The 22,273-nt window shown below is 66.9% G+C and carries 18 protein-coding genes; 6 read left to right on the top strand and 12 right to left on the bottom strand.

What is annotated here, in order from left to right:
- Positions 1-69: 69 nt before the first annotated feature.
- Genes BN1263_RS12810 through BN1263_RS12790 form a run of 5 tightly spaced genes read right to left on the bottom strand, consistent with a single transcriptional unit; the run spans position 70 to position 5,717 of the window.
- Positions 70-1,137 (bottom strand): acyltransferase family protein, encoded by a 1,068-nt coding sequence (locus BN1263_RS12810; RefSeq protein ID WP_058981605.1) that lies wholly within the window; start codon positions 1,135-1,137, stop codon positions 70-72.
- Positions 1,137-2,285: an N-acetylglucosamine-6-phosphate deacetylase gene (gene nagA / locus BN1263_RS12805; RefSeq protein WP_058981603.1), complete on the bottom strand. Its 1,149-nt coding sequence runs from the start codon at positions 2,283-2,285 to the stop codon at positions 1,137-1,139. The genes BN1263_RS12810 and nagA overlap by 1 nt, the downstream gene beginning before the upstream one ends.
- Positions 2,285-3,313 (bottom strand): SIS domain-containing protein, encoded by a 1,029-nt coding sequence (locus BN1263_RS12800; RefSeq protein ID WP_021204669.1) that lies wholly within the window; start codon positions 3,311-3,313, stop codon positions 2,285-2,287. The genes nagA and BN1263_RS12800 overlap by 1 nt, the downstream gene beginning before the upstream one ends.
- Before the next feature lie 7 nt (positions 3,314-3,320).
- Positions 3,321-4,388, bottom strand: coding sequence for a LacI family DNA-binding transcriptional regulator (locus BN1263_RS12795; protein WP_058981601.1), 1,068 nt, complete (start codon positions 4,386-4,388; stop codon positions 3,321-3,323).
- 39 nt (positions 4,389-4,427) lie between these two features.
- Positions 4,428-5,717, bottom strand: a complete 1,290-nt coding sequence (locus tag BN1263_RS12790) for a sugar MFS transporter (RefSeq protein ID WP_058981599.1) — start codon at positions 5,715-5,717, stop codon at positions 4,428-4,430.
- A gap of 375 nt (positions 5,718-6,092) precedes the next feature.
- Between BN1263_RS12790 and BN1263_RS12785 the strand changes: the two genes are divergently transcribed.
- The 3 genes from BN1263_RS12785 to nagX all read left to right on the top strand — a co-directional run bounded on the left by BN1263_RS12785 (position 6,093) and on the right by nagX (position 12,418).
- Positions 6,093-7,112 (top strand): glucokinase family protein, encoded by a 1,020-nt coding sequence (locus BN1263_RS12785; protein ID WP_058981597.1) that lies wholly within the window; start codon positions 6,093-6,095, stop codon positions 7,110-7,112.
- Positions 7,113-7,253: 141 nt separating this feature from the next.
- The gene (locus BN1263_RS12780; RefSeq protein ID WP_058981595.1) at positions 7,254-9,953 is read left to right on the top strand and encodes a TonB-dependent receptor; all 2,700 of its coding nucleotides are present in this window, start codon (positions 7,254-7,256) and stop codon (positions 9,951-9,953) included.
- Positions 9,954-10,063: 110 nt separating this feature from the next.
- Positions 10,064-12,418 carry a beta-N-acetylglucosaminidase NagX gene (nagX, locus tag BN1263_RS12775; protein ID WP_058981592.1) on the top strand — a complete coding sequence of 785 codons (2,355 nt, stop codon included), beginning with the start codon at positions 10,064-10,066 and terminating at the stop codon, positions 12,416-12,418.
- A gap of 153 nt (positions 12,419-12,571) precedes the next feature.
- Here nagX and BN1263_RS12770 read toward each other — a convergent pair whose 3' ends face one another.
- On the bottom strand, positions 12,572-12,964 hold the full coding sequence (locus BN1263_RS12770) for a VanZ family protein (RefSeq protein WP_058981590.1): 393 nt from the start codon (positions 12,962-12,964) through the stop codon (positions 12,572-12,574).
- Positions 12,961-14,145 (bottom strand): class I SAM-dependent methyltransferase, encoded by a 1,185-nt coding sequence (locus BN1263_RS12765; RefSeq protein ID WP_058981625.1) that lies wholly within the window; start codon positions 14,143-14,145, stop codon positions 12,961-12,963. The genes BN1263_RS12770 and BN1263_RS12765 overlap by 4 nt, the downstream gene beginning before the upstream one ends.
- A gap of 58 nt (positions 14,146-14,203) precedes the next feature.
- On the opposite strand from BN1263_RS12765, the gene BN1263_RS12760 reads away from it, so the two are divergent.
- Positions 14,204-14,941, top strand: coding sequence for a pteridine reductase (locus BN1263_RS12760; RefSeq protein ID WP_058981589.1), 738 nt, complete (start codon positions 14,204-14,206; stop codon positions 14,939-14,941).
- Between the two features lie 76 nt (positions 14,942-15,017).
- Here the strand turns inward: BN1263_RS12760 and folK are convergent, their stop codons facing one another.
- Positions 15,018-15,503, bottom strand: a complete 486-nt coding sequence (folK, locus tag BN1263_RS12755) for a 2-amino-4-hydroxy-6-hydroxymethyldihydropteridine diphosphokinase (RefSeq protein WP_012481279.1) — start codon at positions 15,501-15,503, stop codon at positions 15,018-15,020.
- Between the two features lie 89 nt (positions 15,504-15,592).
- On the opposite strand from folK, the gene BN1263_RS12750 reads away from it, so the two are divergent.
- Positions 15,593-16,336 carry a proteasome-type protease gene (locus tag BN1263_RS12750; protein ID WP_058981588.1) on the top strand — a complete coding sequence of 248 codons (744 nt, stop codon included), beginning with the start codon at positions 15,593-15,595 and terminating at the stop codon, positions 16,334-16,336.
- Positions 16,337-16,411: 75 nt separating this feature from the next.
- On the opposite strand, the gene BN1263_RS12745 is transcribed toward BN1263_RS12750, so the two are convergent.
- The 4 genes from BN1263_RS12745 to BN1263_RS12730 all read right to left on the bottom strand — a co-directional run bounded on the left by BN1263_RS12745 (position 16,412) and on the right by BN1263_RS12730 (position 20,802).
- Positions 16,412-17,923, bottom strand: a complete 1,512-nt coding sequence (locus tag BN1263_RS12745) for an ATP-binding protein (protein ID WP_058981587.1) — start codon at positions 17,921-17,923, stop codon at positions 16,412-16,414.
- A 4-nt stretch (positions 17,924-17,927) separates the two neighbouring features.
- Positions 17,928-18,368, bottom strand: a complete 441-nt coding sequence (locus tag BN1263_RS12740; protein WP_005411057.1) for a response regulator — start codon at positions 18,366-18,368, stop codon at positions 17,928-17,930.
- Entirely contained in the window at positions 18,365-20,182 is a 1,818-nt protein-coding gene (locus BN1263_RS12735) for a sensor histidine kinase (protein WP_058981586.1), read from the bottom strand. The genes BN1263_RS12740 and BN1263_RS12735 overlap by 4 nt, the downstream gene beginning before the upstream one ends.
- 236 nt (positions 20,183-20,418) lie before the next feature.
- On the bottom strand, positions 20,419-20,802 hold the full coding sequence (locus tag BN1263_RS12730; RefSeq protein WP_019660668.1) for a BON domain-containing protein: 384 nt from the start codon (positions 20,800-20,802) through the stop codon (positions 20,419-20,421).
- A gap of 169 nt (positions 20,803-20,971) precedes the next feature.
- Here BN1263_RS12730 and BN1263_RS12725 point away from each other — a divergent pair, with 169 nt between their 5' ends.
- Positions 20,972-22,015: an oxidoreductase gene (locus tag BN1263_RS12725; protein WP_058981583.1), complete on the top strand. Its 1,044-nt coding sequence runs from the start codon at positions 20,972-20,974 to the stop codon at positions 22,013-22,015.
- The last annotated feature ends 258 nt before the right edge of the window (positions 22,016-22,273 follow it).

The following is a 22,273-nucleotide window of genomic DNA, read 5'->3' as shown; positions in this document are numbered from 1 at the left end:
GATGCCGTTCACGGATGGGGCCAGAGCCCTTTCCTGCGGAAACGGGATCCGACCCCGGGTCCCGAGGGATCAGATCTTGAGATAGATCTTCCGCTTATCCAGCCACCACGCCACGCCCCACCACAGTGCGACGAACGCCAGCGCCTGCAGCATCGACGCCAGCTCCACCGCCTGCGGCATCGCCGTGGCCAGCTGCTGCCAGATCCAGCTCCAGGCGCCGCTGGCCATCAACAGCACTGACATCACCGAGGCCCCCAGGTACGCGGTGATCGCATTGACCCCGAAGCGCCGGCCCAGTGCGGGCCATCCCTTCTGGTCGATCAGCACGTGGCCCAGCCACAGTGCCAGCGCGGCAAGGCCGCCGGTCCACAGCGCGTAGCTGGGCGTCCACAGCTGCTTGTTCAACGGCAGCACCGTGGCCAGCAACAGACCCAGCACGGCGGTCACCGCACCCAGCCCCGCCAGCGCGGCGGCACGTCCGCTGCGCAACAGGCCACCGGCCAACAGGCCGAGCACGGTACTGGCCAGTGCACCCAGCGTGCTCAGCAATCCTTCCGGGTCATGGCCGAGGCCGGTATCGGCATGCCATTGATAGATCCACGGTGCAAACAGCGTGGTGTCCAGGCGGCTGGCCGGGTTGGTCCACGGCGCCAGGTCACCGATGCCCATCAGCAGCACCGCGTAGCCCACCAGCAGCGTGACCAGCACGCCCACCTGCATGCGCGGCCGTGCATACACCGCCAGCACGCCCACCAATGCCGCGCACACGGCAATTCGTTGCAGCACGCCCCAGATGCGGAAGTGCTGGGTATGCAGTGCCCACCAGATCAGCAGGTGCAGCAGCGCACCGGCCACCAGGATGCGCAGCGCGCGCTCCAGCACACCGCGCGCCAGTGCAGGACGCGCAGCGGCATCCAGCACGCGCGGTGCCACGCTGAAGGCCATCGACACGCCCACCAGGAACAGGAAGAACGGGAACACCAGATCGGTGGGCGTGCAGCCATGCCATTCCGAATGGCGCAGCGGCGCGAACACTGCACTCCAGTCACCCGGGTTGTTGACCAGCAGCATCGCCGCCACGGTGATGCCGCGCAGGGCATCGATCGAGCCCAGCCGGCGTGGCGGCGAACTGTTCATCAGGCGGCCTCGTACTGCCCGGCAATCCAGGTGCCACGCACCTGCAGGGCGTCATCCAGCAGCACCAGGTCGGCCTGGTAGCCCTCGGCGATGTGGCCCAGGCGATCATCGACGTTGAGGAACTGCGCCGGGTAGGTCGAGGCCATGCGTGCCGCTTCGGCCAGCGACTGGCCGAGCAGCTGCACGGTGTTGCGCACCGCCGTGGCCATGTCCAGCGCCGAGCCCGCCAGCGAACCGGCGGCATTGCGCACCACGCCATCAATGGCGGTGATGGTTTCGCCATACAGCACGTAACTGGGATCGTCGGCACCGACCGGCGGCATCGCATCGGTCACCAGCAGCAGGCGACCCCGCGGCTTGGCAGCCAGCGCCACGCGCAGGCTGGCCGGGTGCACATGCACGCCATCTACGATGATGCCGATCCAGCTATCGCGGTCTTCCAGTGCAGCACCCACCGCGCCCGGCTCGCGGCCCTGCAGCGGCGACATCGCGTTGTACAGATGGGTAAAGCCACGCACACCGGCATCCAGGCCGGCGCGGATCTCCTCGTAGGTGCCGGCGGTGTGACCGGCAGCAACGATCACGCCACGCTCGACCAGCGCGCGGATCGTCTCCAGCGGGACGCGTTCCGGCGCCAGCGTCAGCAGGGTCACGCCGTTGTCGAGCGATGCCGCCAGCGCGATCTCGTCTTCATCCGGCACGCGGAACTTGCTGGCATCGTGCGTGCCCTTGCGCGCCGGCGCGATGTACGGGCCTTCCAGGTGGATGCCGATCACGCCCGGCACGCCCTGCGCGATCGCCTCGCGCATCGCACCGATGGCTTCGCGCATCACCGCCACGTCATCGCTGATCAGCGTCGGCAGCATCGCGGTGGTACCGAAACGACGATGCGCCTGCGCAATGGTGCGCAGCGCCGCCACGTCCGGCGTGTTGTTGAACAGCGCGCCGCCACCACCATTGACCTGCACGTCGATGAAGCCGGGCAGCAGCCAGCCACCGCCCAGGTCCACCTGCTCGGCAGCGTGGCCGAGCTGCGGCGCGGCATCGGGCAGCAGCGCGCTGATGCGGCCATCTTCGATCACCACTGCCAGATCGTCGCGGAACTCATCGCCCGCCAGGATGCGGGCATTGCGCAGCACGGTTGCCATCACACCGTCTCCGTCACCTTGTTCAGGTGCGGCGGCAGGTCCGGGTTGAAGCCACGACGCAATGCCAGCGCATTGATTGCGCGGTAGAAGCTCTGCACGGTCAACAAGGGTGCGCACAACGGATGCGGCGCTGCAGCCACCGGCAGGTTGCCGCCGGCCCCGGCCAGCCACACCTGCGCGCCCCGGGCAGAAAATTCCTCGACCACCGCGCGGGTGCCGGCGCCGGTTTCGTCGGGCTGGGCGAAGGCCAGCACCGGGAAGCCGCGGTCGACCAGCGCCATCGGGCCATGCTTCACTTCGGCCGAGCTGTAGGCTTCGGCATGCAGGCTGCAGGTTTCCTTGAACTTCAGCGCCGCTTCCTGGGCCGCCCCCAAGCCCAGGCCACGGCCGAGCACGAACAGGTTGGTGGCCTCGACCAGGCCTTCGGTCACCGCGCTCCAGTCGCACTGCCACGCCTCACGCAGCGCGTCGGGCAGCAGGTCCAGCGCCGCACGCAGGCTGCTGTCCTGCTTCCAGTACGCGGCCAGCTGCAGCAGCGCGGCCAGCGACGCCAGGTAGCTCTTGGTCGCCGCCACGCTCTTTTCGGCACCCGCGTGCAGCGGAATGACCGTGTCGGCCAGCTGCGCCAGCGGTGAATCCTCGACGTTGACCAGCGCGATCACGCGCGCACCGGCCGCCTTGGCGGCCTCGGCGTTGCGCAGCAGGTCCGGGCTCTTGCCCGACTGCGAGATGACGATGAACAGTGCGCCGCGCAGCTGCAATGGTGCGGCGTAGACCGACCCCACCGATGGCGAGGCCGACGCGACCACCAGGCCCAGCTGGGTTTCCAGCAGATACTTGCCATAGGTGGCGGCGTGGTCGGAGCTGCCGCGTGCACAGGTGACCACGAACGGCGGCGGTGCTGCACGCAGGCTGGCGGCCAGGGTTTCGATGATGGCGTGGTTGCGCGAGAACTGGCGCGCGACCACGTCGGCCGCTTCAGCGGCCTCGGCGAACATCAGGGTGGACGTGGGGTCTGACAGCGACATGGCAGGCTCAGGCAAGATCGGAAGGAAGGGGGCGTGCGCCGGCGGGGCGCATCGGCGCGGTCGAACCACGCACCACCAGCTGCGGCACGAAGCCCTGGTTGTGCAGCGGCGCCGGCGCGTCGTCGTAGGCATCGCTGCGCAGCTGCGCGATCAGCAGGCGCGCGGCGTGGCGGGCGATATCTTCGGTGGCCTGCTTGGCCGTGGTCAGCGGCGGCCACGACTGGCGCGAGAACGGGCTGTCCTCGAAACCGGCAATGGACAGGTCGTAGGGCACGTTCATGCCGGCCGACTTTGCGGCTGCCAGTACGCCGGCGGCGATTTCATCGTTGGAGCCGAAGATGGCGGTGGGCGGTTCGCGCAGCGCCAGCAGGCGGCGCGCCCCACGGAAACCGTCATCGAAGGTGTAATCGCCCTGCACCACCAGGTGCTTGTCCACGGTCATGCCGTAGTCCTTCAGCGCGGCTTCGTAACCGGCATAGCGTTCGCCCGAGGAACGGTGCGAGCTGCCGCCCCAGAGGAAGCCGATGCGCTGGTGGCCGAGCTGGATCAAGTGCTCGGTGATCTCGTAGGCGGCCTCGCGGTCGTCCACGAACACACAGGCGCCATCGGCCGGGTCTTCGGTGGCGGCGATGATGCGCACCAGCTTGATGCCGCGCGCGGTCAGCGCCTGGATCAGGTCGCGGCGCTCGGACATCGGTGCGGTCAGCACCAGCCCGGCCAGGCGCGAACGCTGCACCCAGTCGGCCAGTTCATCGGCCAGCAGCGGCGAGCTGGAATCGCAGGGATGGATCTGCAGCCCGAACCCGGTCTCGCGGCAGGCGGCGAGCACGCCGTTCTGCACGCCGATGATGTGGTACGGGTTCGGGTTGTCGTAGACCAGCCCGATCACGAAGGTGGTGCCGCTGCGCAGGTTGCGCGCGGACGGATCGGGTTCATAGTCGAGCTCGGCAATGGCACGCAGCACCCGCGCGCGGGTGGCCTGCATCACCGAGGGCTCGTTGTTGATCACACGCGAGACCGTCTTCAGCGAGACCTTGGCTTTCTCCGCAACGTCCTTGATGGTCGCTCTGCGCATGGGTTTTCCCTGGGGTTGACTGCCGTCCATCATCGCCGATCAGGCCTTGTCCTGCGGCAGGCCGGCGCGGTGGCCGATCACTGAATAGAACAGGATGTACAGGTAGCACGGCACCATCAGCAGCACGAACACCAGCTGGAAGTCGATGTGCTGCTTGAGCACGGCGAACAGCTGCGGAATGATCGCGCCGCCGGCGATGCCCATCACCAGCAGGGCCGAGCCGGTCTCGGTGAAGCGGCCCAGGCCGCGGATCGCCAGCGGGAAGATCGCCGGCCACATCATGGCGTTGGCAAAGCCCAGCAGGGCCACGAAGGCCACCGATACGTAGCCGCGGGTGGCCCAGGCGCCAAGGCAGAACACCACGCCCAGCACCGCTGAGATGGTCAGGTAGCGCGACTGCGAAACCACCTTGGGGATCAGCAGCAGACCGACCACATAGCCGATCAGCATCGCGCCCAGAGTGAGCGAGGTGAACATCTTGGTCTGGTCCAGCGGCAGGTCGAAGCCGTGGCCGTAGGTACCGATCGCATCACCAGCCATCACCTCCACGCCGACGTAGACGAACAGGCACAGCACGCCCAGCCACAGGTGTGGGAACTGGAAGATGCTGCGGCGCTCGGCGGCACCGGCAGCCGCCGGCGTGGCATTGGCCTCGGAGGATTTGATTTCCGGCAGCGGCGAGAACAGCACCGCAACCGCCAGCACCACCAGCAGCGCGGCCATCGCCAGGTACGGGGTGTGGATCTTGGCAGCGAACTCGTTCAGCAGCGCGGCCTTGGTGACCGCGTCAGCCGCCTGCACCTGCGCATCGAGGTCGCCGATGCCGTGCAGCACCAGCGTGCCGATCAGCACCGGCGCCAGCATGCCGGCGATCTTGTTGCAGATGCCCATCAGCGCGATGCGGCGCGCCGCCGTCTCGATCGGGCCGAGGATGGAGATGTAGGGGTTGATCGCGGTCTGCAGCAGGGCCAGGCCGCTGCCGATCACGAACAGGCCGCCGAGCGCGCCCGGGTACCAGCGCTGGGTGGCGAATTCACCGAAAAGCGCGGCACCACCGGCCATCACCAGCAGGCTCAGGCTCAGGCCCTTCTTCATGCCGGTGCGGCGCAGGATCCAGGACGCCGGCAGGGCCAGGAAGAAATAGGACAGGTAGAACACCATCAGCACCAGGAAGGCGCCGACCTCGCTGAGTTCGAAAGCCAACTTGACAAAGGTGATCAGCGGGCCGTTGAGCCAGGTGAAGAAGCCGATCAGGAAGAACAACACGCCAACGATGGCGATGGAGGTGGCCACGTTCGGGCGCGCGCTTGCAGCGGGGACGGCGGACATCAGGAGGGCTCCTGCGGCGACGGCCGCAGAACGCGGCGTCGGAGAGTGGCTGGGAACAACGTTGTCACATTCTTTCGATGGACAGCCGCGGTTTGTCAACTTCCACGCGCAGCCCTGTGAACCTCGTGCTGCACTGCGCAACCTGATCACAGCGCGTTCTGCTGAATGCGCTTGAGCCCTTGAGCCCCGTGCAGCAAAGGTTCCCGCGTGAAACGCATGATCACGCCATGTAAACGTTTACTGCATGCCCCGTTCGTTGCGGCGCAGCAACGAAAGTGTCACGAACTCGTTGACATCGTTGTCAGCGGGGTTACAGACTCCGCCCAATCGCCGCGCCCTTTCCCGGGTCCGGCCCCACCTGCAGCAGGAGCCCGCGTGACCGCCAGCCACCCCGCCCCGGCCCATGTCCTGTCCCGAATCGCGCCCTCGTTCCTGGCCGCCGACGTCGGTGGCACCCATGTGCGTGTGGCCCGGGTCCAGGCCAGCGGTGATGCCGCCCACCCGGTGCAGGTGCTGGAGTACCGCAAGTACCGCAACGCCGACCACGGCGGCCTCAGCGCGATCCTGTCCGATTTCCTGGGTGAAAGCCCGCGGCCCACGCATTGCGTGGTCGCCAGCGCCGGCTACGCCCGCGAGGACGGCACGGTGATCACCGCCAACCTGCCGTGGCCGCTGTCGGCGCGCCAGGTGGAAGCCGACGTCGGCCTGCAGCGGGTCTACATCGTCAACGACTTCGAAGCGGTGGCCTATGCCGCCGCGCAGGTGGACGCCAGTGGCGTGCTGCACCTGTGCGGGCCGGACACCGCCGCACGTGGCCCGACCCTGGTGGTCGGCCCCGGCACCGGCCTCGGTGCGGCACTGTGGATTCCCACTGCGCACGGCCCGGTGGTGCTTCCCACCGAAGCCGGCCAGCCTACCCTGGCGGCCAGCACGGAACTTGAAATGGCCATCGTCCGCCACATGCAGCGCGACCGCGCCCATGTGTCGATCGAACATGCGATCTCCGGCCCGGGCCTGATGAACCTCTACCGCGCGGTGTGCGCGCTGCAGGGGCAGGCACCGACGTTGGCCAGTCCCGATGCGGTCACTGCCGCCGCCATGGCCGATACCGATGCGAACGCCCGCCAGGCGCTGGATGTGTTCTGCGGCCTGCTCGGCAGCACCATCGGCGACATGGCCCTGTTCTACGGTGCCTACGGTGGCGTCTACCTGGCCGGCGGCATCCTGCCGCAGATCCGCGAATACCTGCGCGCCAGCACCTTCGTCGAGCGCTACCTGCAGAAGGGGCCGATGGGCGAAGCGCTGGCACGCATCCCGGTGAAGGTCGTCGAGCACGGCCAGTTGGGCGTGCTCGGCGCTGCCAGCTGGTACCTGCAGCAGCAGTCCGCCGCCTGACACCGCAACAGGCTTCAACGCAATCGCTGCACGCAGTACGTGGCACGCCAACGCGGGACTTCGCCGCCGCCCCGCGCATGTCAAGGCAACCGTAACCGAACACCGCCGCCGGCACCCAATCGAATGATGAGGAGAGACATCATGAACACCCGCAAGACCCTGCTTTCGGCCGCCATCGTCAGCTGCATCGCCTTCAGTGTGCACGCGCAGCAGGCGGCCCCGACCGCCACCGATCTGGACACCGTGACCGTTACCGGCATCCGCGGCTCGATGGAAAAGTCGCTGGACACCAAGCGCGAAGCCAATGCGCGCGTGGAAGTGGTCACTGCCGAAGACGTGGGCAAGCTGCCCGCGCATAACGTGGCCGATACCCTGCAGCGCCTGCCTGGCGTGAACATCAGCTCGTCCAGCGCCGATGAAGGCGGTTTCGACGAAGCCGACCGTGTCAGCCTGCGCGGCACCAGTCCGAGCCTGACCCAGACCCTGATCAACGGCCACAGCGTCGGCTCGGCCGACTGGTTCGTGCTCAGCCAAGGTAGCAATGTCGGCCGCAGCGTCAGCTACACCCTGCTGCCGTCGGAACTGGTGCGCTCGGTGGAGGTGAACAAGTCCTCGCAGGCCAAGCTGCAGGACGGCGGCACCACCGGCACCGTCAACATCCTCACCCGCAAGCCGCTGGAATTTTCCAAGCAGATCACCGCTGAAGCCTCGATCGGCGCGGTGCGCTCGGACCAGGCCAAGTCGACCGACCCGCAGCTGTCGGGCCTGTTCAACTACAAGAACGACGACGGCACCTTCGGCGTGATGGTGCAGGGGTTCAGCCAGAAGCGTGAACTGCGTCGTGAAGCGCAGGAAATCCCGTCGGGCTTCTTCAAGATCGACCCGAACGGCACCGTAGCCAAGTCCAACCCGGACCTGGCCGGTGTCTATGCGCCCGCCCTGCTCGGCTCGACCTTGTTCGAGCAGACCCGCGAGCGCAAGGGTGGCCTGATCTCACTGCAGTTCAAGCCGGCCGACAATCTGACGCTGGGCCTGGAAGGCTTCAGTTCCAAGATGGAAGCCAACAACTACAACCGCAACTTCATGTTGTGGGGTAGCAAGATCATGGGCGACGACAAGGACGACGCCGGCGTGATCACCCGCCCGGGCCAGGCCCCGCTGCCAGGCTATGTGGTCAAGGATGGCGTGCTGACCAACGCCAACTTCGCAGGCGTCGCCGGTACGCCGTACGCGGTGTACGACATGATCTACCGCGAGGCCACCGCCAAGAGCAACTACATCACCCTCGATGCCGACTGGCAGATCAATGACAGCCTCAACGCCAAGTTCCAGGCCGGCAGCACCAAGGGCACCGGCACCACGCCGCGCCAGTTCATCGCGGAAGTGACAGTGGCTGACGGCGGCGGCGCCAACTGGACCACCCACGGCAACGGTTCGCCGGTGGACTGGAACGTCGGCGGCGACATCAGCCCGAACGGCGTGACCAGCTTCGGCACCTGGGGCAACCAGGAAGTCACTGCCGAAGACAAGGAAAAGTGGTTCACGGCGGACTTCAATCAGTACTTCAACGATGGCGGCGTGCTGAACTCGCTCGACTTCGGTGTGCGCTATGCCGACCACAAGCGCGAGGCGCTGTCGCCGGAAGGCGCAACGCCGGGCGCGATCTGGGACGCACTGAAGGGCGCCCCCACCGGCAGCTTCCCGGGTGGCTTCGCCGGCGGCATCGGCGGCAATTTCCCGCGCAACATCTGGTACTACACCCCCGGTGCGCTGAAGGACGCAGTGCTCAACAACTCCACCTGGCTGGCCGGCAATGACGGCCCGACCGGTCGCCACAACTATGGCGCCGAGTGGAAGGTTGCCGAGAAGAACTTCGCCGGCTATGTGCAGGCCAACTTCAGCGGCGACCGTTGGAGCGGCAACGTCGGCCTGCGCTACGTCAACATCAAGCAGGACATCGACACCTACCAGGCGGTCAGCGATATCGCCAACGCCGACGTCAGCAGCCTGTTCGGCAAATGGAAGGCGCTGTCGTTCGAAAACAAGCACGACCGCATCCTGCCCAGCGCGAACCTGAAGTTCGATCTGGCCGATGACCTGGTGTTCCGCTTCGCCGCGTCGCAGACCCAGACCCTGCCGGACTTCTCGGCACTGGGCGCATCGTCCTGGGGTTCGGACCTGACCAAGGTCGGCGGTGGCGGCAACCCGAAGCTGAAGCCGGTGCTGTCGACCAACTTCGATGCCAACCTGGAGTGGTACTTCATGCCGCGCGGCCTGGTGTCGCTGGGCGCGTACTCGATGAACCTGAAGGACTACGTGGCCTTCGGCACCCAGACCCAGATGCTGTACAGCGAGCTGAGCAACCAGCTGGAGGCCTACCAGGTCGCCGTGCCGGTCAACGCCGACGGCAAGGTCTACGGCATGGAGTTCGCCTACGAACAGCCGCTGGGTGAGAACTTCGGCCTGAACGCCAACTACACCTACGCCGACGGCAGCACCTCCCACACCTGGGAAGACGGCAGCAACAACCTGCTGGGTACCTCGAAGAACACCTACAACGTGGGTGCCTACTTCGAGAATGATACCTTCGGTGCGCGCGTCAGCTACACCTACCGTTCCTCGTTCCTGATCGGTCTGAAGGGCGCGAGCCCGTACTACCAGGATGATTTCGGCACACTGTCGCTGTCGCTCAGCTACAAGGCGACCGACTGGATGAGCGTGAGCTTCGATGCACTGAACCTCAACAACCCGACCCTGAAGTACTACCAGAGCGCCTCGATCCCGAGCGCGTTCTATGAGAACGGTCGCCAGTACTACCTCAACTTCCGCTTCAAGTACTGATCCAGCGGCGGCAACATCGCCGAGTCGTGCACGCACGCCGGGCCTGGTCATTCCGGGCCCGGCGTTTTTCATGTATAGCGTTCATCGCACCGTTCCAAGGAGTCGTTCCGATGGTCAAGCCTTCCCGCGCCCGGATGCGCAGCGCGCTGCTGCTGGGCAGCCTGATTGCCCTGCTGCCGGCACTGCCGGCGCTGGCCGCCGATCCCACGCCGGCCACCGAAGCACCCGGCCCGCAGCTGCGCACCGGCAGCCTGATGCTGATTCCCGCGCCAGCCACCGTGCAGCGCGGCCAGGGCAGCGGCATCACCGTACGCGCCGATACCGCGCTGCACGCCGAAGGCGAAGCCGCGCAGCGCGTCGCCACCCAGTTCGCCGACCTGCTGGCGCGCAGTGGCGGTCCGCGCCTTACGCCGGCCAAGGGCAAGACGGCAGCCCCCCCGGGCGGCATCCGCTTCCAGATCGTGCCCACCTTCCGTGACAGCGGCGAGAGCTACACGCTGGAAAGCACCGCGCAGGGCGTGGTGATCCAGGCCGGCAACGAAACCGGCCTGTTCTACGGCGCAACCACGCTTGCCCAGCTGGCCACGGGCGGAAGCAACGGCGTGCTTCCCGCAGTGCAGATCCAGGACGCGCCGCGCTTCAGCTGGCGCGGTTTCATGCTCGACTCGGCACGGCATTTCCAGAGCCTGGACGAGATCAAGCGCGTGCTCGATGCGATGGCCGCGCACAAGCTCAACACCTTCCATTGGCACCTGACCGATGACCAGGGTTGGCGCATGGAGATCAAGCGCTATCCGAAGCTGACCGAAGTGGGCAGCTGCCGCCTGCCGGCCGGCGACGGTGGCATCGATCCGGTCACTGGCAAGGAGCATCCGTATTGCGGCTTCTACACGCAGGACCAGATCCGCGAAGTGATCGCCTATGCCGCGAAGCTGCATATCCAGGTGATTCCGGAAATCGATGTGCCGGGGCACGCGACCGCAGCGATTGCCGCGTACCCGGAACTGGGTTCGATCAATACCCCGCTGAAGCCGATCAGCGAATGGGGCGTGTTCCCGAACCTGTTCAACGTGGAAGACAGCACCGTCACCTTCCTTGAGAACGTCCTGGAGGAAGTGATCGAACTGTTCCCGGCCAAGTACGTGCACGTGGGTGGCGACGAGGCGGTGAAGGACCAGTGGCAAGCTTCCAGGCAGGTGCAGCAGCGCATGCGTGCACTGGGCATCAAGGATGAGATGGCCATGCAGAGCCACATCATCAAGCGCCTGGAGACGTTCCTGGAGGAACACGACCGGCGCCTGATCGGCTGGGATGAGATCCTCGAAGGTGGTCTGCCGCCACAGGCCACGGTGATGTCGTGGCAGGGCACCGAAGGTGGCATCGCTGCGGCCAGTGCCGGGCATGACGTGATCATGTCGCCGGTCGGCTACCTGTACCTGGACTACCTGCAGACGGCCTCACCGAACGAACCGCCGGGCCGTCCGACCCAGGTCAATCTCGGCAAGCTCTACAATTTCGAGCCGGTGCCGGCCGAACTGGCCGCCGACAAGAGCGGGCACATCCTCGGCCTGCAGGCCAACATGTTCACCGAACACACGCGCAGCTACGCACGCCTGCAGCACAACCTGTTCCCGCGCCTGGCCGCCGTGGCCGAGACCGGCTGGAGCACGCCGGAACACCGTGACTTCCGCGATTTCCTCGCACGCCTGCCGGCACAACTGCAGCGCTACCGTGCCTGGGGCCTGGCCTATGCGCAGACCCCGTTCGAAGTCAGCGTGGACTACACCGATGATCGCGCGAAGAACACGGTGACCGTGTCGCTGGCCAATCCGCTGGGCTATGAAGTGCGCTACAGCATCGATGGCCAGCCGGTGAGCGCGCAGTCGCCGCTGTACCAGCAGCCGCTGACGGGAACGCTGCCGACCACCGTGCAGGCCGCCGCGTTCTACCAGGGCCAGATGCTGGCCGCGAAGCCGACCGTCGCCGCGTTCACCGCGCAGTCGCTGCTCAGCCGCCGCAGCGATGAACTGCTCAGCTGCGTGGGCAAGAAGGGGCTGGTGCTGCGCCTGGAAGACGATGGCCCACGCGAGGGCCCCCGTGCGGTGTTCAACGTGGACATCTTCCAGCCGTGCTGGCGCTGGCCGCAGGCGCAGCTGGACGGCATCGGCAGCGTGGAAGTGCGTGCAGGTCGCATCCCGTACTACTTCCAGCTTGCCCACGACGAACCCAAGCGTCGCTTCGAGAAGGCCAAGCGCGCGCATGGGGAGATGCTGGTGCGTCGTGGCGACTGCAGCGGCAAGGTGCTGGCGGAAGTGCCGTTGCCGGCCAAGCCGGATGCCGATGGCTTCGTGACCCTGCGTGCAACGCTGCCGAAGGGAATCCAGGGCACCGGTGACCTGTGCATCAACTTCACCGGCGACACGCGCCCGGCGATGTGGGTGCTGGATGAGGTCACGCTCAGGTAGGTGCCAACCTTGGTTGGCGCTTTGCGGCCGGATCCACGCATGGCGTGGATCTACTGATTCCATCCACGCATGGCGTGGATCTACTGTGGAGCCGAGCCCATGCTGGGCTGCCTTTGGGAGGAAGCCGAGCATGGGCTCGGCTCTACAGGAACCTTACCCGCGCCAGCGCAGCAGCAGGTCGCGCAGCGGGGTCAGTGCGGTGGCCATGCCGGCGAGCACACCGATCGTGTTGGCGATGGCATCCATCGGGTCGGCGGTGCGGTTGCTGGTCAGCGCGCCCTGTGCGAACTCGATCCCGATGCCCATCAGCACCAGACCCACACCGACCCACAGCAGCGGACGTCCGCGCCGGAACAGCTGCACCGCGCTGCCGGCCAGGATGAAATAGGCGAGGAAGTGCTCGCCCTTGTCGCTGTTTTCCGGCAACGGAATCGGCGGCGGTGGGATCAGGCAGACCACGATCACCAGCAGCACCGCAGTCGCCCACAGTACGGTCCACAACCGTGGCCGACGCAGCGGCTTGATCACCGGCAACGCCGTGCTCACAGGCGCCAGCTCAGGTCACCCAGCTCGAAGGCCGGTTCGAAGTCGACGCCACGCTGCAGGCCGATGGCCTGGAAGCGCTCGCCCATCTCGGTCGGCAGGGTCAGCTTCTTCACCTGGTCGCGCAGCTGGATGCGGCCGACTTCATCGGTGCGCTCCTCGGCCAGCAGCAGCACCTGGTCCAGGCCGTTGCCGAGCAGGAAGCTGGCCTGGCTGCAGTAGCCGGCCAGCTCGAAACCGCCGTGCATGCCGGCCTCGGCCATCGCGGTGAAATCCACCGACGCGGTGATGTCCTGCAGGCCCGGCCAGCGGTGCACGTCGTTGTGCACGTGGTGGCGGTAGAACGCGCGCACGGTGCCCTCATCGCGGTCGTGCTGGTAGAACTCGCTGCGACTGTAGCCGTAGTCGACGAACAGCATCGCACCACGCTGCATGCCACCAGCCACCGCCTGCAGCCAGTACGGCAGCTGCGGCAACACTTCGGAACGGTAGCCCTCGGCGAAAGGCTTTTCCAGGTAGCGCTCGATATGGCGCACCGCACCGTTGAGCAGGATGTCGGCCGGCTGCGCGCCACGGATGAAATTGCCTTCGGCGTCCAGCTCGACGGTTTCCTCGTAGACCTCGCCATCGCGGATCAGGAAGCGCGGGGTCGGCAGCGCGTCGATCACCTCGTTGGCGAACACCACGCCTTCCCAGTCCTCGTCGAACGGGCGGTCGACCCAGTCCACGCGCGCGGCCAGCTCGGCCGGCAGGTTCTGCTGCAGGCGCTGCTGCTGGCGCTCGCGCAGGTCGGCACTGGGTTCGAGGATGGCGTAGCGCGACGGCAGCGCGTCCAGCTCGGCCAGGCGCAGCAGCACGGCCTCGGCGAAGGCGCCGGTGCCGCCGCCCAGCTCCAGCATCCGCGCCTGCGCGCCGAGCTGGGCGAACACCGGTGCCAGCGCATTGGCTACGCTGCCGGCAAACAGGCTGCCGAGCTCGGGCGCGGTGGTGAAGTCACCGCTGCCACCGAACTTGCTGGCGCCGGCGCTGTAATAGCCCCAGCCGGGGGTGTACAGGCACAGCTCCATGAAGCGCGAGAAGGGCATGGCCCCGCCCTGCGCGAGGATTTCAGCACGCAGGGCGGCCGCCAGCTGGTCGCTGTGGGCCAGGGCATCGGCTTCGGGCAGGGGGAAGGTGGGCTGCATGGCGTGTTCGAATGCGGTGACAATGTGCACAGGATAGCTGAGCCTTGGAGGACCCTCGATGAGCGATACCCACCCCGTGGTCCTGATCACCGGCAGCGCGCGCCGGATCGGCGCGGCCATCGCCCGCCAGTTCCACGCCTGTGGCTGGTCGGTGGTACTGCATGCCAACACCTCCAGCGCCGAACTGCAGCAGGCCGCGTTCGATTTCGACAATGTGCGGCCGGGCAGCGTGCTGGCCCTGCAGGCCGACCTGCGTGACGCCGACGCCCTGCCCGACCTGGTGGAACAGGCCGTTACCCACTTCGGCCGCCTGGACGCGCTGGTCAACAACGCCTCCAATTTCTTCCCCACCCCGCTCGGCCAGGTCACCGCCGAGGCGATGGACGCACTGTATGCAGTCAATGCACGTGCGCCGCTGCTGCTGTCACAAGCGGCGGCGCCCTACCTGCGCCGCCAGCAGGGCTGCATCGTCAATTTGACCGACCTGCACGGCACCCATCCGATGCGCGACCACATCGCCTACACCATGGCCAAGGCCGCGCTGGAGATGGCCACCCGCGCACTGGCACTGGAGCTGGCGCCGAAGGTGCGGGTCAACGCGGTGGCGCCGGGTGCGATCCTGTGGCCGGAACAGGGCAAGGACGATTTCGCGCGCGAGGCGCTGCTGGCGCGCACGCCGCTGGCGCGGATCGGCACGGTCGAGGAGATCGCCGAAGCGGTGTACTGGCTGGTGGCCGAAGCCAGCTTCGTCACCGGCCACACCCTGCGCGTGGATGGTGGGCGCACCGTCAGCTGAAATGTTGCCGGCCAGCGGCCGGCACCACCGGTAGCGCCGGGCCATGCCCGGCGAGCGCAGCGGCAACAACAACCGATCATTCCAGGTCCACCACCTCGAACGCCTCGCCAAACTGCGCGTGCGCCCGCCACAGCGTGGCCAGGTCCTGCCCGCTGACCGGGTCGATGAAGCCCGGCGCGATGTCCGCCAGCGGCTTCAGCACGAAGGCATGCTTCAGTTCCGGGCGCGGAATGCGCAGGTGGCCGGGGCCTTCCACCACCAGGTCGCCGTAGAACACCACGTCGATGTCCAGGGTCCGGTCGGAGAAGCGCGGCCCGCTGCGATCGCGGCCGTGCGCGTCTTCCAGCGCATGCAGCCAGTCGTCCAGTTCCTGCAGCGGCAGATCGGTCTCGATCGCCACCGCATTGTTGAGGAAGGCCGGGCCATCGAAGCCGACCGCGGCAGTACGGTAGGCCGGCGAGACCTGCAGCGCGCCGAAGCGCTCGCGCAGGGCCGTCACCGCGGCGTGGAGGTAGCGGCGGGGCTGGACGTTGCTGCCCAGGCTCAGGAGCACGGTGGTCATGCGGTTCAGGTGGCAGCGATGGGGGCGTGGACATGCCGTCGTCACGGCGGCCTGCCTACAATCCGGGACGCACATGATAGGGCACCGACATGACCTATTGCGTTGGAATCGAGGTGGACGAGGGCCTGGTCTTCGCTGCCGACACCCGGACCAATGCCTCGCTGGACGATGTGCGCGTGCATCGCAAGCTGCACGTGTTCGAATATCCCGGCCAGGCAGCCTACGTGCTGATGGCGGCTGGCAACCTGGCCACCACCCAGCTGCTGGTGTCGCGCCTGGGCCGCGACGCCGCAGAGCGGCGCGTGCCCAACCTGCGCGACATGACCCACCTGTTCGAAGCCGCCGCGTATGTGGGTCAGCTGCTGGTGGACAGCCAGGTGCACAGCAGCCATAGCGAACACGGCCATGACGGGGTCAACACCCAGGCCACGCTGATCTTCGGCGGCCAGATCGCCGGCGAGCGGCCCGGGCTGTACATGATCTACCCGCTCGGCAACGCCATTGCCGCCTCGCCGGAGACGCCCTACCTGCAGATCGGTGAATCCAAGTACGGCAAGCCGATCCTGGATCGCATCCTCAGCCCGGCCACGCGGCTGGAGGACGCCGCGCGCACGGCCATCGTCTCGCTGGACTCCACCATCCGGTCCAACCTGTCGGTGGGCCTGCCGATCGACCTGGCGCTGCTGCGCGACGGTGAACTGCGTATCGGTCGGCAACTGCGGCTGGGCGCGGATTCAGCGCTGTATGCCGATATCCACCAGAACTGGTCACGGCGCCTGGAACAGGCGGTGGACGCCCTGCCGCGGTTCCCCTGGGAAACCGACGAACGGTAGTGCCGGCCGCTGGCCGGCGACCGCGTTGATACCAGCACACAGGGATGCCGGCCAGCGGCCGGCGCTACCGGGGCATCAGCCCAGCGCTTCTGCCACGGCGCGGAATACCTGCTGCATCTGCAGCGGCTTGTGCAGTACATGCACCTCCACTCCGGCCGGGAAGGCGTCGGCGGAGACCGGCACCGCAGGGTCTTCCAGCACCAGCGCCGGGCCGCGGTAACCGAGCGCAGCCATCTCGCCCAGCAGCTGGCTGGCCGGCAGCAGCTTGGAGCCGGCATCGGCAATCACCAGCGCCGGCATTGCCTCCTGCTGCATCCAGCGCAGCGCCGCCGGGCCATCGGAGGCCAACTGCAGCTGGTAGCCCTGGCTGGACAGCGCGTTGCCGAGCAGCGACAGGCGCGTGGCTTCCCCATCGACCACCAGGATCGACTGGCCGCTACCCAAGGCCACCAGCTGTTCGATCGGCTCGCTGCCGTCGATGATCTCGTGCATCGGCAGGCGCAGTTCGAAGCAGGTGCCCTGTCCCGGCTGGCTGCTGACATGGATGCTGCCACCAGCGCCCTCAACAATGCGCTTGCAGGAGATCAGGCCCAGGCCAGTGCCATCTGCCTTGGTGGTGAAGAATGGATTGAACAGGTGCGACAGCGTGTCCGCATCCATGCCAATGCCTTCATCGGCAACGCAGATACGCATCCAGTCCACGCCATCGCGCTGGCCGGCATGGCTGGCGGGCAGGCTCAGTCGGCCGCCGTTGGGCATCGCCTGGATCGCATTGAGTGCCAGGTTCAGCATGACCTGCTGCAGTTCGGTGTAGTTGGCATCCACTACCAGGCCTTCGTCCTGCACCTGCAGTTCCAGGCGCACGGCATCGGGCACGTTGCTGCGCAACAGCAGGGCCACCGCATCGAACAGGCCCTTGATCTCGATACGCTCGCTCGGCTTGCGCGAACCGCGCACGAACGACAGCATCGATTCGGCCATCTCGTGGCCGCGGCGGCCACACTCGGCGATGACGTCGGCCAGGTGGTGCAACTGCGGATCGTCGGTACGCGCCTTCAACAGGTCCGGCATGATCAGCAGCGGCTGCAGGATGTTGCGCAGGTCATGGCTGAGGCCGGCGGCGAGCAGCGACAGGCTTTCCAGGCGCTGCGCGCGCATCAGTTCGGTCTCCACCCGTGCGCGCTCTACGGCGCTGCGGGCATCGCGGATCGCACGCGCCACCGCCGACGGCAGGCGCGCCGGCTGGTGCTTGATGATGTAATCGTTGGCGCCTTTCTGCAGCGCCGCCACCGCGTTCTCCTCACCCATGGTGCCGGAGACGAAGATGAAAGGGACTTCCGGCGCCGTCTCGCGCACGATGCGCAGCGCATCATCACCGGAAAACCCCGGCATGCTCAGGTCGGACAGCACGATGTCCGGCTGGAACGCGGCCAGTGCCTGGCGCAGCTCCGCCTCGCTCTCGACGCGCTCGAAACGAGCGTCCAGGCCCGCATCGAGCATCTGTTCGGACATCAGCTCGGCATCTTCCGGTGAGTCCTCCACCAGCAGGATGCGCAGCGCCCCCAGGGCAGGACCGGTCAGGGGCATGGGCTCACTCGAGTTCCGGTGCCTGGTTGATCAACGCCCAGAACTTGCCCAGGGTCTGCACCGCACCGAAGAACTGGTCCACGTCCACCGGCTTGACCACGTAGGCATTGACCCCCATGTCCCAGCTGCGGGCCAAATCACTTTCCTCGCGCGAGGACGACAGGATCACCACCGGCAGGCGCTTGAGTTCTTCGTGCTCGCGGATCTGCCGCAGCACTTCCAGGCCGTCCATGCGCGGCATCTTGATGTCCAGCAGCAGCACCGCCGGCAGGCCTTCCTCGCGGTTGGCGAAGGCGCCGCGGCGCAGCAGGTAGTCCATCACTTCCACGCCATCCTCGACGTGCACGATGGGATTGGCCAGACGCGCCTCTTCCAGGGCGTCGATCGCCATTTCGGCATCGGCCGGGCTGTCTTCGGCGAGAAGAATGGTGCGCAGAGTCGTCATGCAGAGGGACCTTGTTTGTCCGCGTCGGTCGCGGGGGGCAGGTAGAAGTGGAAGGTGGCGCCGACGTCCGGTTCGGCCTCGGCCCAGATACGGCCGCCATGGCGGGGGAGCACGCGACGGACGCTGGCCAGGCCGATACCGGTTCCGGGGTAGTCGCTGGCCTTGTGCAGGCGCTGGAACACACCGAACAGCTTTCCGGCATAGGCCATGTCAAAGCCTGCACCATTGTCGCTGACCGTGAACTGATGGCCGCCGTCGGGCTGGGGCTGGTAATCCACGCGGATCTTCGCCGGTTCGCGGTTGCCCGAGTACTTCACCGCGTTGCCAAGCAGGTTCAGCCAGACCTGGCGGATCATGTTCTCGTCACCCACCACGATCGGCAGCGGCGCGATGTTCCACTCCACCTGGTGCACGTGGCCGCTGGCCTCAGCCTCGGCCTGCAGATTGGAATCGAGCATGGCGCGGGTATCGGCCACCAGCGACTGCATGTCCACCGCCTGGTGCCGCATTGCCGCACGGCCCAGCCGCGAATAGACCAGCAGGTCGTCGATCAGCGCGGCCATGCGCCGCGCCGAACTGGAGATCACTTCCAGGTAATGGCGGCTCTTGTCATCGGCCGCATCGCCGAGATGGCGCGACAGCTTGTCGGAGAATCCAGCCACATGGCGCAGCGGCGCCCGCAGATCGTGCGAGACCGAGTAACTGAAGGCTTCCAGTTCCCTGTTGACCTCGGACACCTGTGCAACCTTGCCTTCCAGCTGGCGGTTCAGTTCCTCCACACGCAGCTGCACCGCACGCTGCACGGTGACGTCGCTGACCGTGAGCAACACCACTTCGTCATCGGTGTCCGGCAGCGGCATGCGCCGCGCGTTGAGCAGCATGTAGCGCACCAAGCCATCGGCGGTGCGCTGTTCATGCTCGAAGTCCCAGAGTTCCCGGCCGCGCAGCAGCACATCGGACAGTCGCTGGCGCATCACCGGGTCTTGCCACGCACCGTTGCCGACGTTATCCAGCAACAGGCCCTCGGCGCGCTCATCCTGCAGACCATACAGCTCGGCGAAAGCAGGATTGTGCAGCTGCACGCGCAGATCGCGGTCGAGCAGCACGATCGGCTCGCGCACCGTCTGCAGCACCGACGCTGCACGCGCGGCCGAACGCAATGACTGCCGCTCGGCGTGCAGGCGGCGGCCGATCTGCCGCTGCAGCAGCCACAGCACCAGGCCGAGCAACGCCAGCTGGACCACCAGCGAACTCCACGACACCAACTCGGTCTGCTTGCGCTGGCGGGCGGCCTGCTCGGCGCGCTGTGCCAGCAGCTTCTGCTCGCTGGCCTGCAGTTCCTCCACCAGCCCGCGGATCGGATAACGCGTGCTCAGGTCCTGCACCAGCTCGCGCTGGTCACTGTTGGGCTCTGACTTTGCCAGTTCGCGGGCAAGCGCCATGCGCCCTTCCAGCATCGACTCGATGCGGCCGATGCGGATCAGCTGCTCAGGATTGTCGCGGGTCATCCGGCCCAGTTCAGCCAGGCGACCGGGAAGTTCATTGGCTTTGGCCATGCGCTCGCGCAGGCCAGGCGCGTCCACGCCCTTGGACAGGGTCAGCGCGGCCGATTCGACATCGCGTACATCGGCCTGCAGCTGCTGCAAGGCCACGCCGACAGCCTGGGTATGATTGACCCAGGCCATCGCATCTTCGCTGTCCTGCTGCAGGTGGCGCAGTGTCAACCACGGCACCACGATGATCGCTGCGGCGGCCAGCGCCAAGGCGGGCATCCGCCAGCGGTCCCAGATGTCATCACTGAAAACCAGCGCCATAGTTCCTCATCAACACGGCCGCAAAGCATGGGCCGTACCCGGCCCCAGTGCGGCGGAACCGGCAATATAGCGCAGGCGGGTCAAAACTCTGGAGTTTCCAGCGCCGCTGGCTGAACGGCTGGTACTTCGGCGCTATACGGCCGAGCCCACGGTCGGCTGGAACTCGACGGCAGCCGAACACGGCTCGGCTTCACGCGGGAGTGGGCGCCCCATACCGGGGCGCCCACTCCGCCAGGTCAGCGCTTGGCAGCAGTGCTGACCTTCAGTGCAGCGGCATCGACGCGGGTCACGCCCTTGATGCCCTTGGCAGTGGCAACCGCCTTGTCCTTCTCGGCCTGGGAGGCCACCGCGCCGCTCAGGCTGACAACGCCGTTCACGGTTTCCACCTTGATCTCCGTGCCCGGAACGTTGCTGCTGGCCAGCAGGTCGGCCTTCACCTTGGTGGTGATCCAGGTATCGGTCACAGGCTCATTGGAGTCATGGCGATCAGCATGCGTGGCCGGATGGCTGCTGGTCGGCGGGCTCTTGGCAGCGGGATCCTTGGCAAATGCAGCCGAGGAGGACAGCGCCAGGCCCAGCGTCAAGGCAGAAGCAATCAGTGTGCGGGAGGTATTGCTCATCGTGTCGTACTCCTTCGGGATGTGCTGCCAGTCTGGACAAGCCGCCGTAGAGCAGGCGTGGCGCTGCGGTCATGCCGCCGTGAATCGGACTGTTTCCTGGGGCAACGGTTCAGTTTGGCCTGCCACCACCCGTCGTATACCCTCCCCTTCCCACAGCCGGAGCTCTGCCATGCGACCCGACCTGCAACTGGCCCTGATCGGCTACGGCCTCGCCGGCCGCGTCTTCCATGCGCCGCTGATCCAGCACACACCCGGGCTGGCGCTGCACAGCATCGTCAGTTCGCAGCGCGACACATTGCTGCGCGCGTTCAGCGACGTGCACGTGCGTGCGATGCCGCAGGACGTGTTCGACGATCCGGCCGTGGACGCGGTGGTGATTGCCACACCGAACGCGCAGCACGCGCCGCTTGCAATCGCGGCGCTGGCCGCCGGCAAGCACGTGCTGGTCGACAAGCCGTTTGCGCTGGATGTCGCTGAAGCCGAAGCGGTACTGGCTGCGGCACGCAGCGCCGGCCGCATCGCCACCGTGTTCCAGAACCGGCGCTTCGATGCGGATTTCCTCACCCTGCAGGCGCTGCTGGCCGAAGGCGCACTGGGCGACGTGGCCGAGTGCCATGCGCATTTCGACCGTTACCGGCCGCAGGTGCGCGATCGCTGGCGCGAGCAGGACGGGCCCGGTAGTGGCCTGTGGTACGACCTGGGTCCGCATCTGCTGGACCAGATGCTGGTGCTGTTCGGCTGGCCCGAGGCGATCGATGCGGATCTTGCCGTGCTGCGCCAAGGCGGCAGCGGCATCGATTACTTCCACGCCGTGCTGCACTACCCGCGGCATCGCGCGATCCTCCATTCCGGTTCATTGGTCGCGGCGCAGACCCCGCACTTCAGCGTGCATGGCAGCAAGGCCAGCTGGATCAAGCACGGCCTGGACGTGCAGGAGGCGCAGCTGCGCCGCGGTGTGGCACCCGGTGCGCCAGGCTGGGGTATCGATCCGCGGCATGGTGAGCTGGTGCGCTGCGATGCCGAAGACAACGTGCAGCGCACGACGGTGGACAACCTGCCTGGCGACTACCGGCGGCTGTATGCGCAGTTCGCCGCGGCGATGCACGGCGACGGCGAAGCTACGGTCAGCCCGGTGCAGGCACTGCAGTTGATGCGGTTGCTGCAGGCGGGCATGGACAGTGCCCAGCAAGGGCGGCGGATCGAACTGGGGTGACCGGCAGGGCTGCGCCCTGCACCCGCCGAGGCAACGTCAACGTCGGAAGCCAAGGCGTGCATTCCGTGGGAGGGCGGGGTGGGTCGGGTTGCGGGGGACGCCGTAAATCCGTCCCTGGAGGCTTGGCCGCGGCATCCATGCCGCAGACACCCCCGCAACCGCCCCCACCCGGCCTTCGACACTTTCCCGCGATCTGCCAGTAGGTCCACGCCACGCGTGGATGACGTGCAAACAATCGGAAAATGCTTTTGTAGAGTC

Source organism: Stenotrophomonas thermophila (assembly GCF_001499715.1).
Taxonomy (GTDB): domain Bacteria; phylum Pseudomonadota; class Gammaproteobacteria; order Xanthomonadales; family Xanthomonadaceae; genus Stenotrophomonas; species Stenotrophomonas hibiscicola.
Note: the sequence above shows the minus strand (reverse complement) of the source record. Positions and strands in the feature narration are given on the sequence as shown.

What these genes read in the sequence shown, in the direction of transcription:
- BN1263_RS12810 (WP_058981605.1), bottom strand. Translation starts at nt 1,137, where the DNA reads ATGAACAGTTCGCCGCCACGCCGGCTGGGCTCGATCGATGCCCTGCGC.
- BN1263_RS12735 (WP_058981586.1), bottom strand. Translation starts at nt 20,182, where the DNA reads ATGGCGCTGGTTTTCAGTGATGACATCTGGGACCGCTGGCGGATGCCC.
- BN1263_RS12740 (WP_005411057.1), bottom strand. Translation starts at nt 18,368, where the DNA reads ATGACGACTCTGCGCACCATTCTTCTCGCCGAAGACAGCCCGGCCGAT.
- BN1263_RS12760 (WP_058981589.1), top strand. Translation starts at nt 14,204, where the DNA reads ATGAGCGATACCCACCCCGTGGTCCTGATCACCGGCAGCGCGCGCCGG.
- BN1263_RS12790 (WP_058981599.1), bottom strand. Translation starts at nt 5,717, where the DNA reads ATGTCCGCCGTCCCCGCTGCAAGCGCGCGCCCGAACGTGGCCACCTCC.
- nagX (WP_058981592.1), top strand. Translation starts at nt 10,064, where the DNA reads ATGGTCAAGCCTTCCCGCGCCCGGATGCGCAGCGCGCTGCTGCTGGGC.
- BN1263_RS12725 (WP_058981583.1), top strand. Translation starts at nt 20,972, where the DNA reads ATGCGACCCGACCTGCAACTGGCCCTGATCGGCTACGGCCTCGCCGGC.
- nagA (WP_058981603.1), bottom strand. Translation starts at nt 2,285, where the DNA reads ATGGCAACCGTGCTGCGCAATGCCCGCATCCTGGCGGGCGATGAGTTC.
- BN1263_RS12800 (WP_021204669.1), bottom strand. Translation starts at nt 3,313, where the DNA reads ATGTCGCTGTCAGACCCCACGTCCACCCTGATGTTCGCCGAGGCCGCT.
- folK (WP_012481279.1), bottom strand. Translation starts at nt 15,503, where the DNA reads ATGACCACCGTGCTCCTGAGCCTGGGCAGCAACGTCCAGCCCCGCCGC.
- BN1263_RS12745 (WP_058981587.1), bottom strand. Translation starts at nt 17,923, where the DNA reads ATGCCCCTGACCGGTCCTGCCCTGGGGGCGCTGCGCATCCTGCTGGTG.
- BN1263_RS12780 (WP_058981595.1), top strand. Translation starts at nt 7,254, where the DNA reads ATGAACACCCGCAAGACCCTGCTTTCGGCCGCCATCGTCAGCTGCATC.
- BN1263_RS12750 (WP_058981588.1), top strand. Translation starts at nt 15,593, where the DNA reads ATGACCTATTGCGTTGGAATCGAGGTGGACGAGGGCCTGGTCTTCGCT.
- BN1263_RS12795 (WP_058981601.1), bottom strand. Translation starts at nt 4,388, where the DNA reads ATGCGCAGAGCGACCATCAAGGACGTTGCGGAGAAAGCCAAGGTCTCG.
- BN1263_RS12765 (WP_058981625.1), bottom strand. Translation starts at nt 14,145, where the DNA reads ATGCAGCCCACCTTCCCCCTGCCCGAAGCCGATGCCCTGGCCCACAGC.
- BN1263_RS12730 (WP_019660668.1), bottom strand. Translation starts at nt 20,802, where the DNA reads ATGAGCAATACCTCCCGCACACTGATTGCTTCTGCCTTGACGCTGGGC.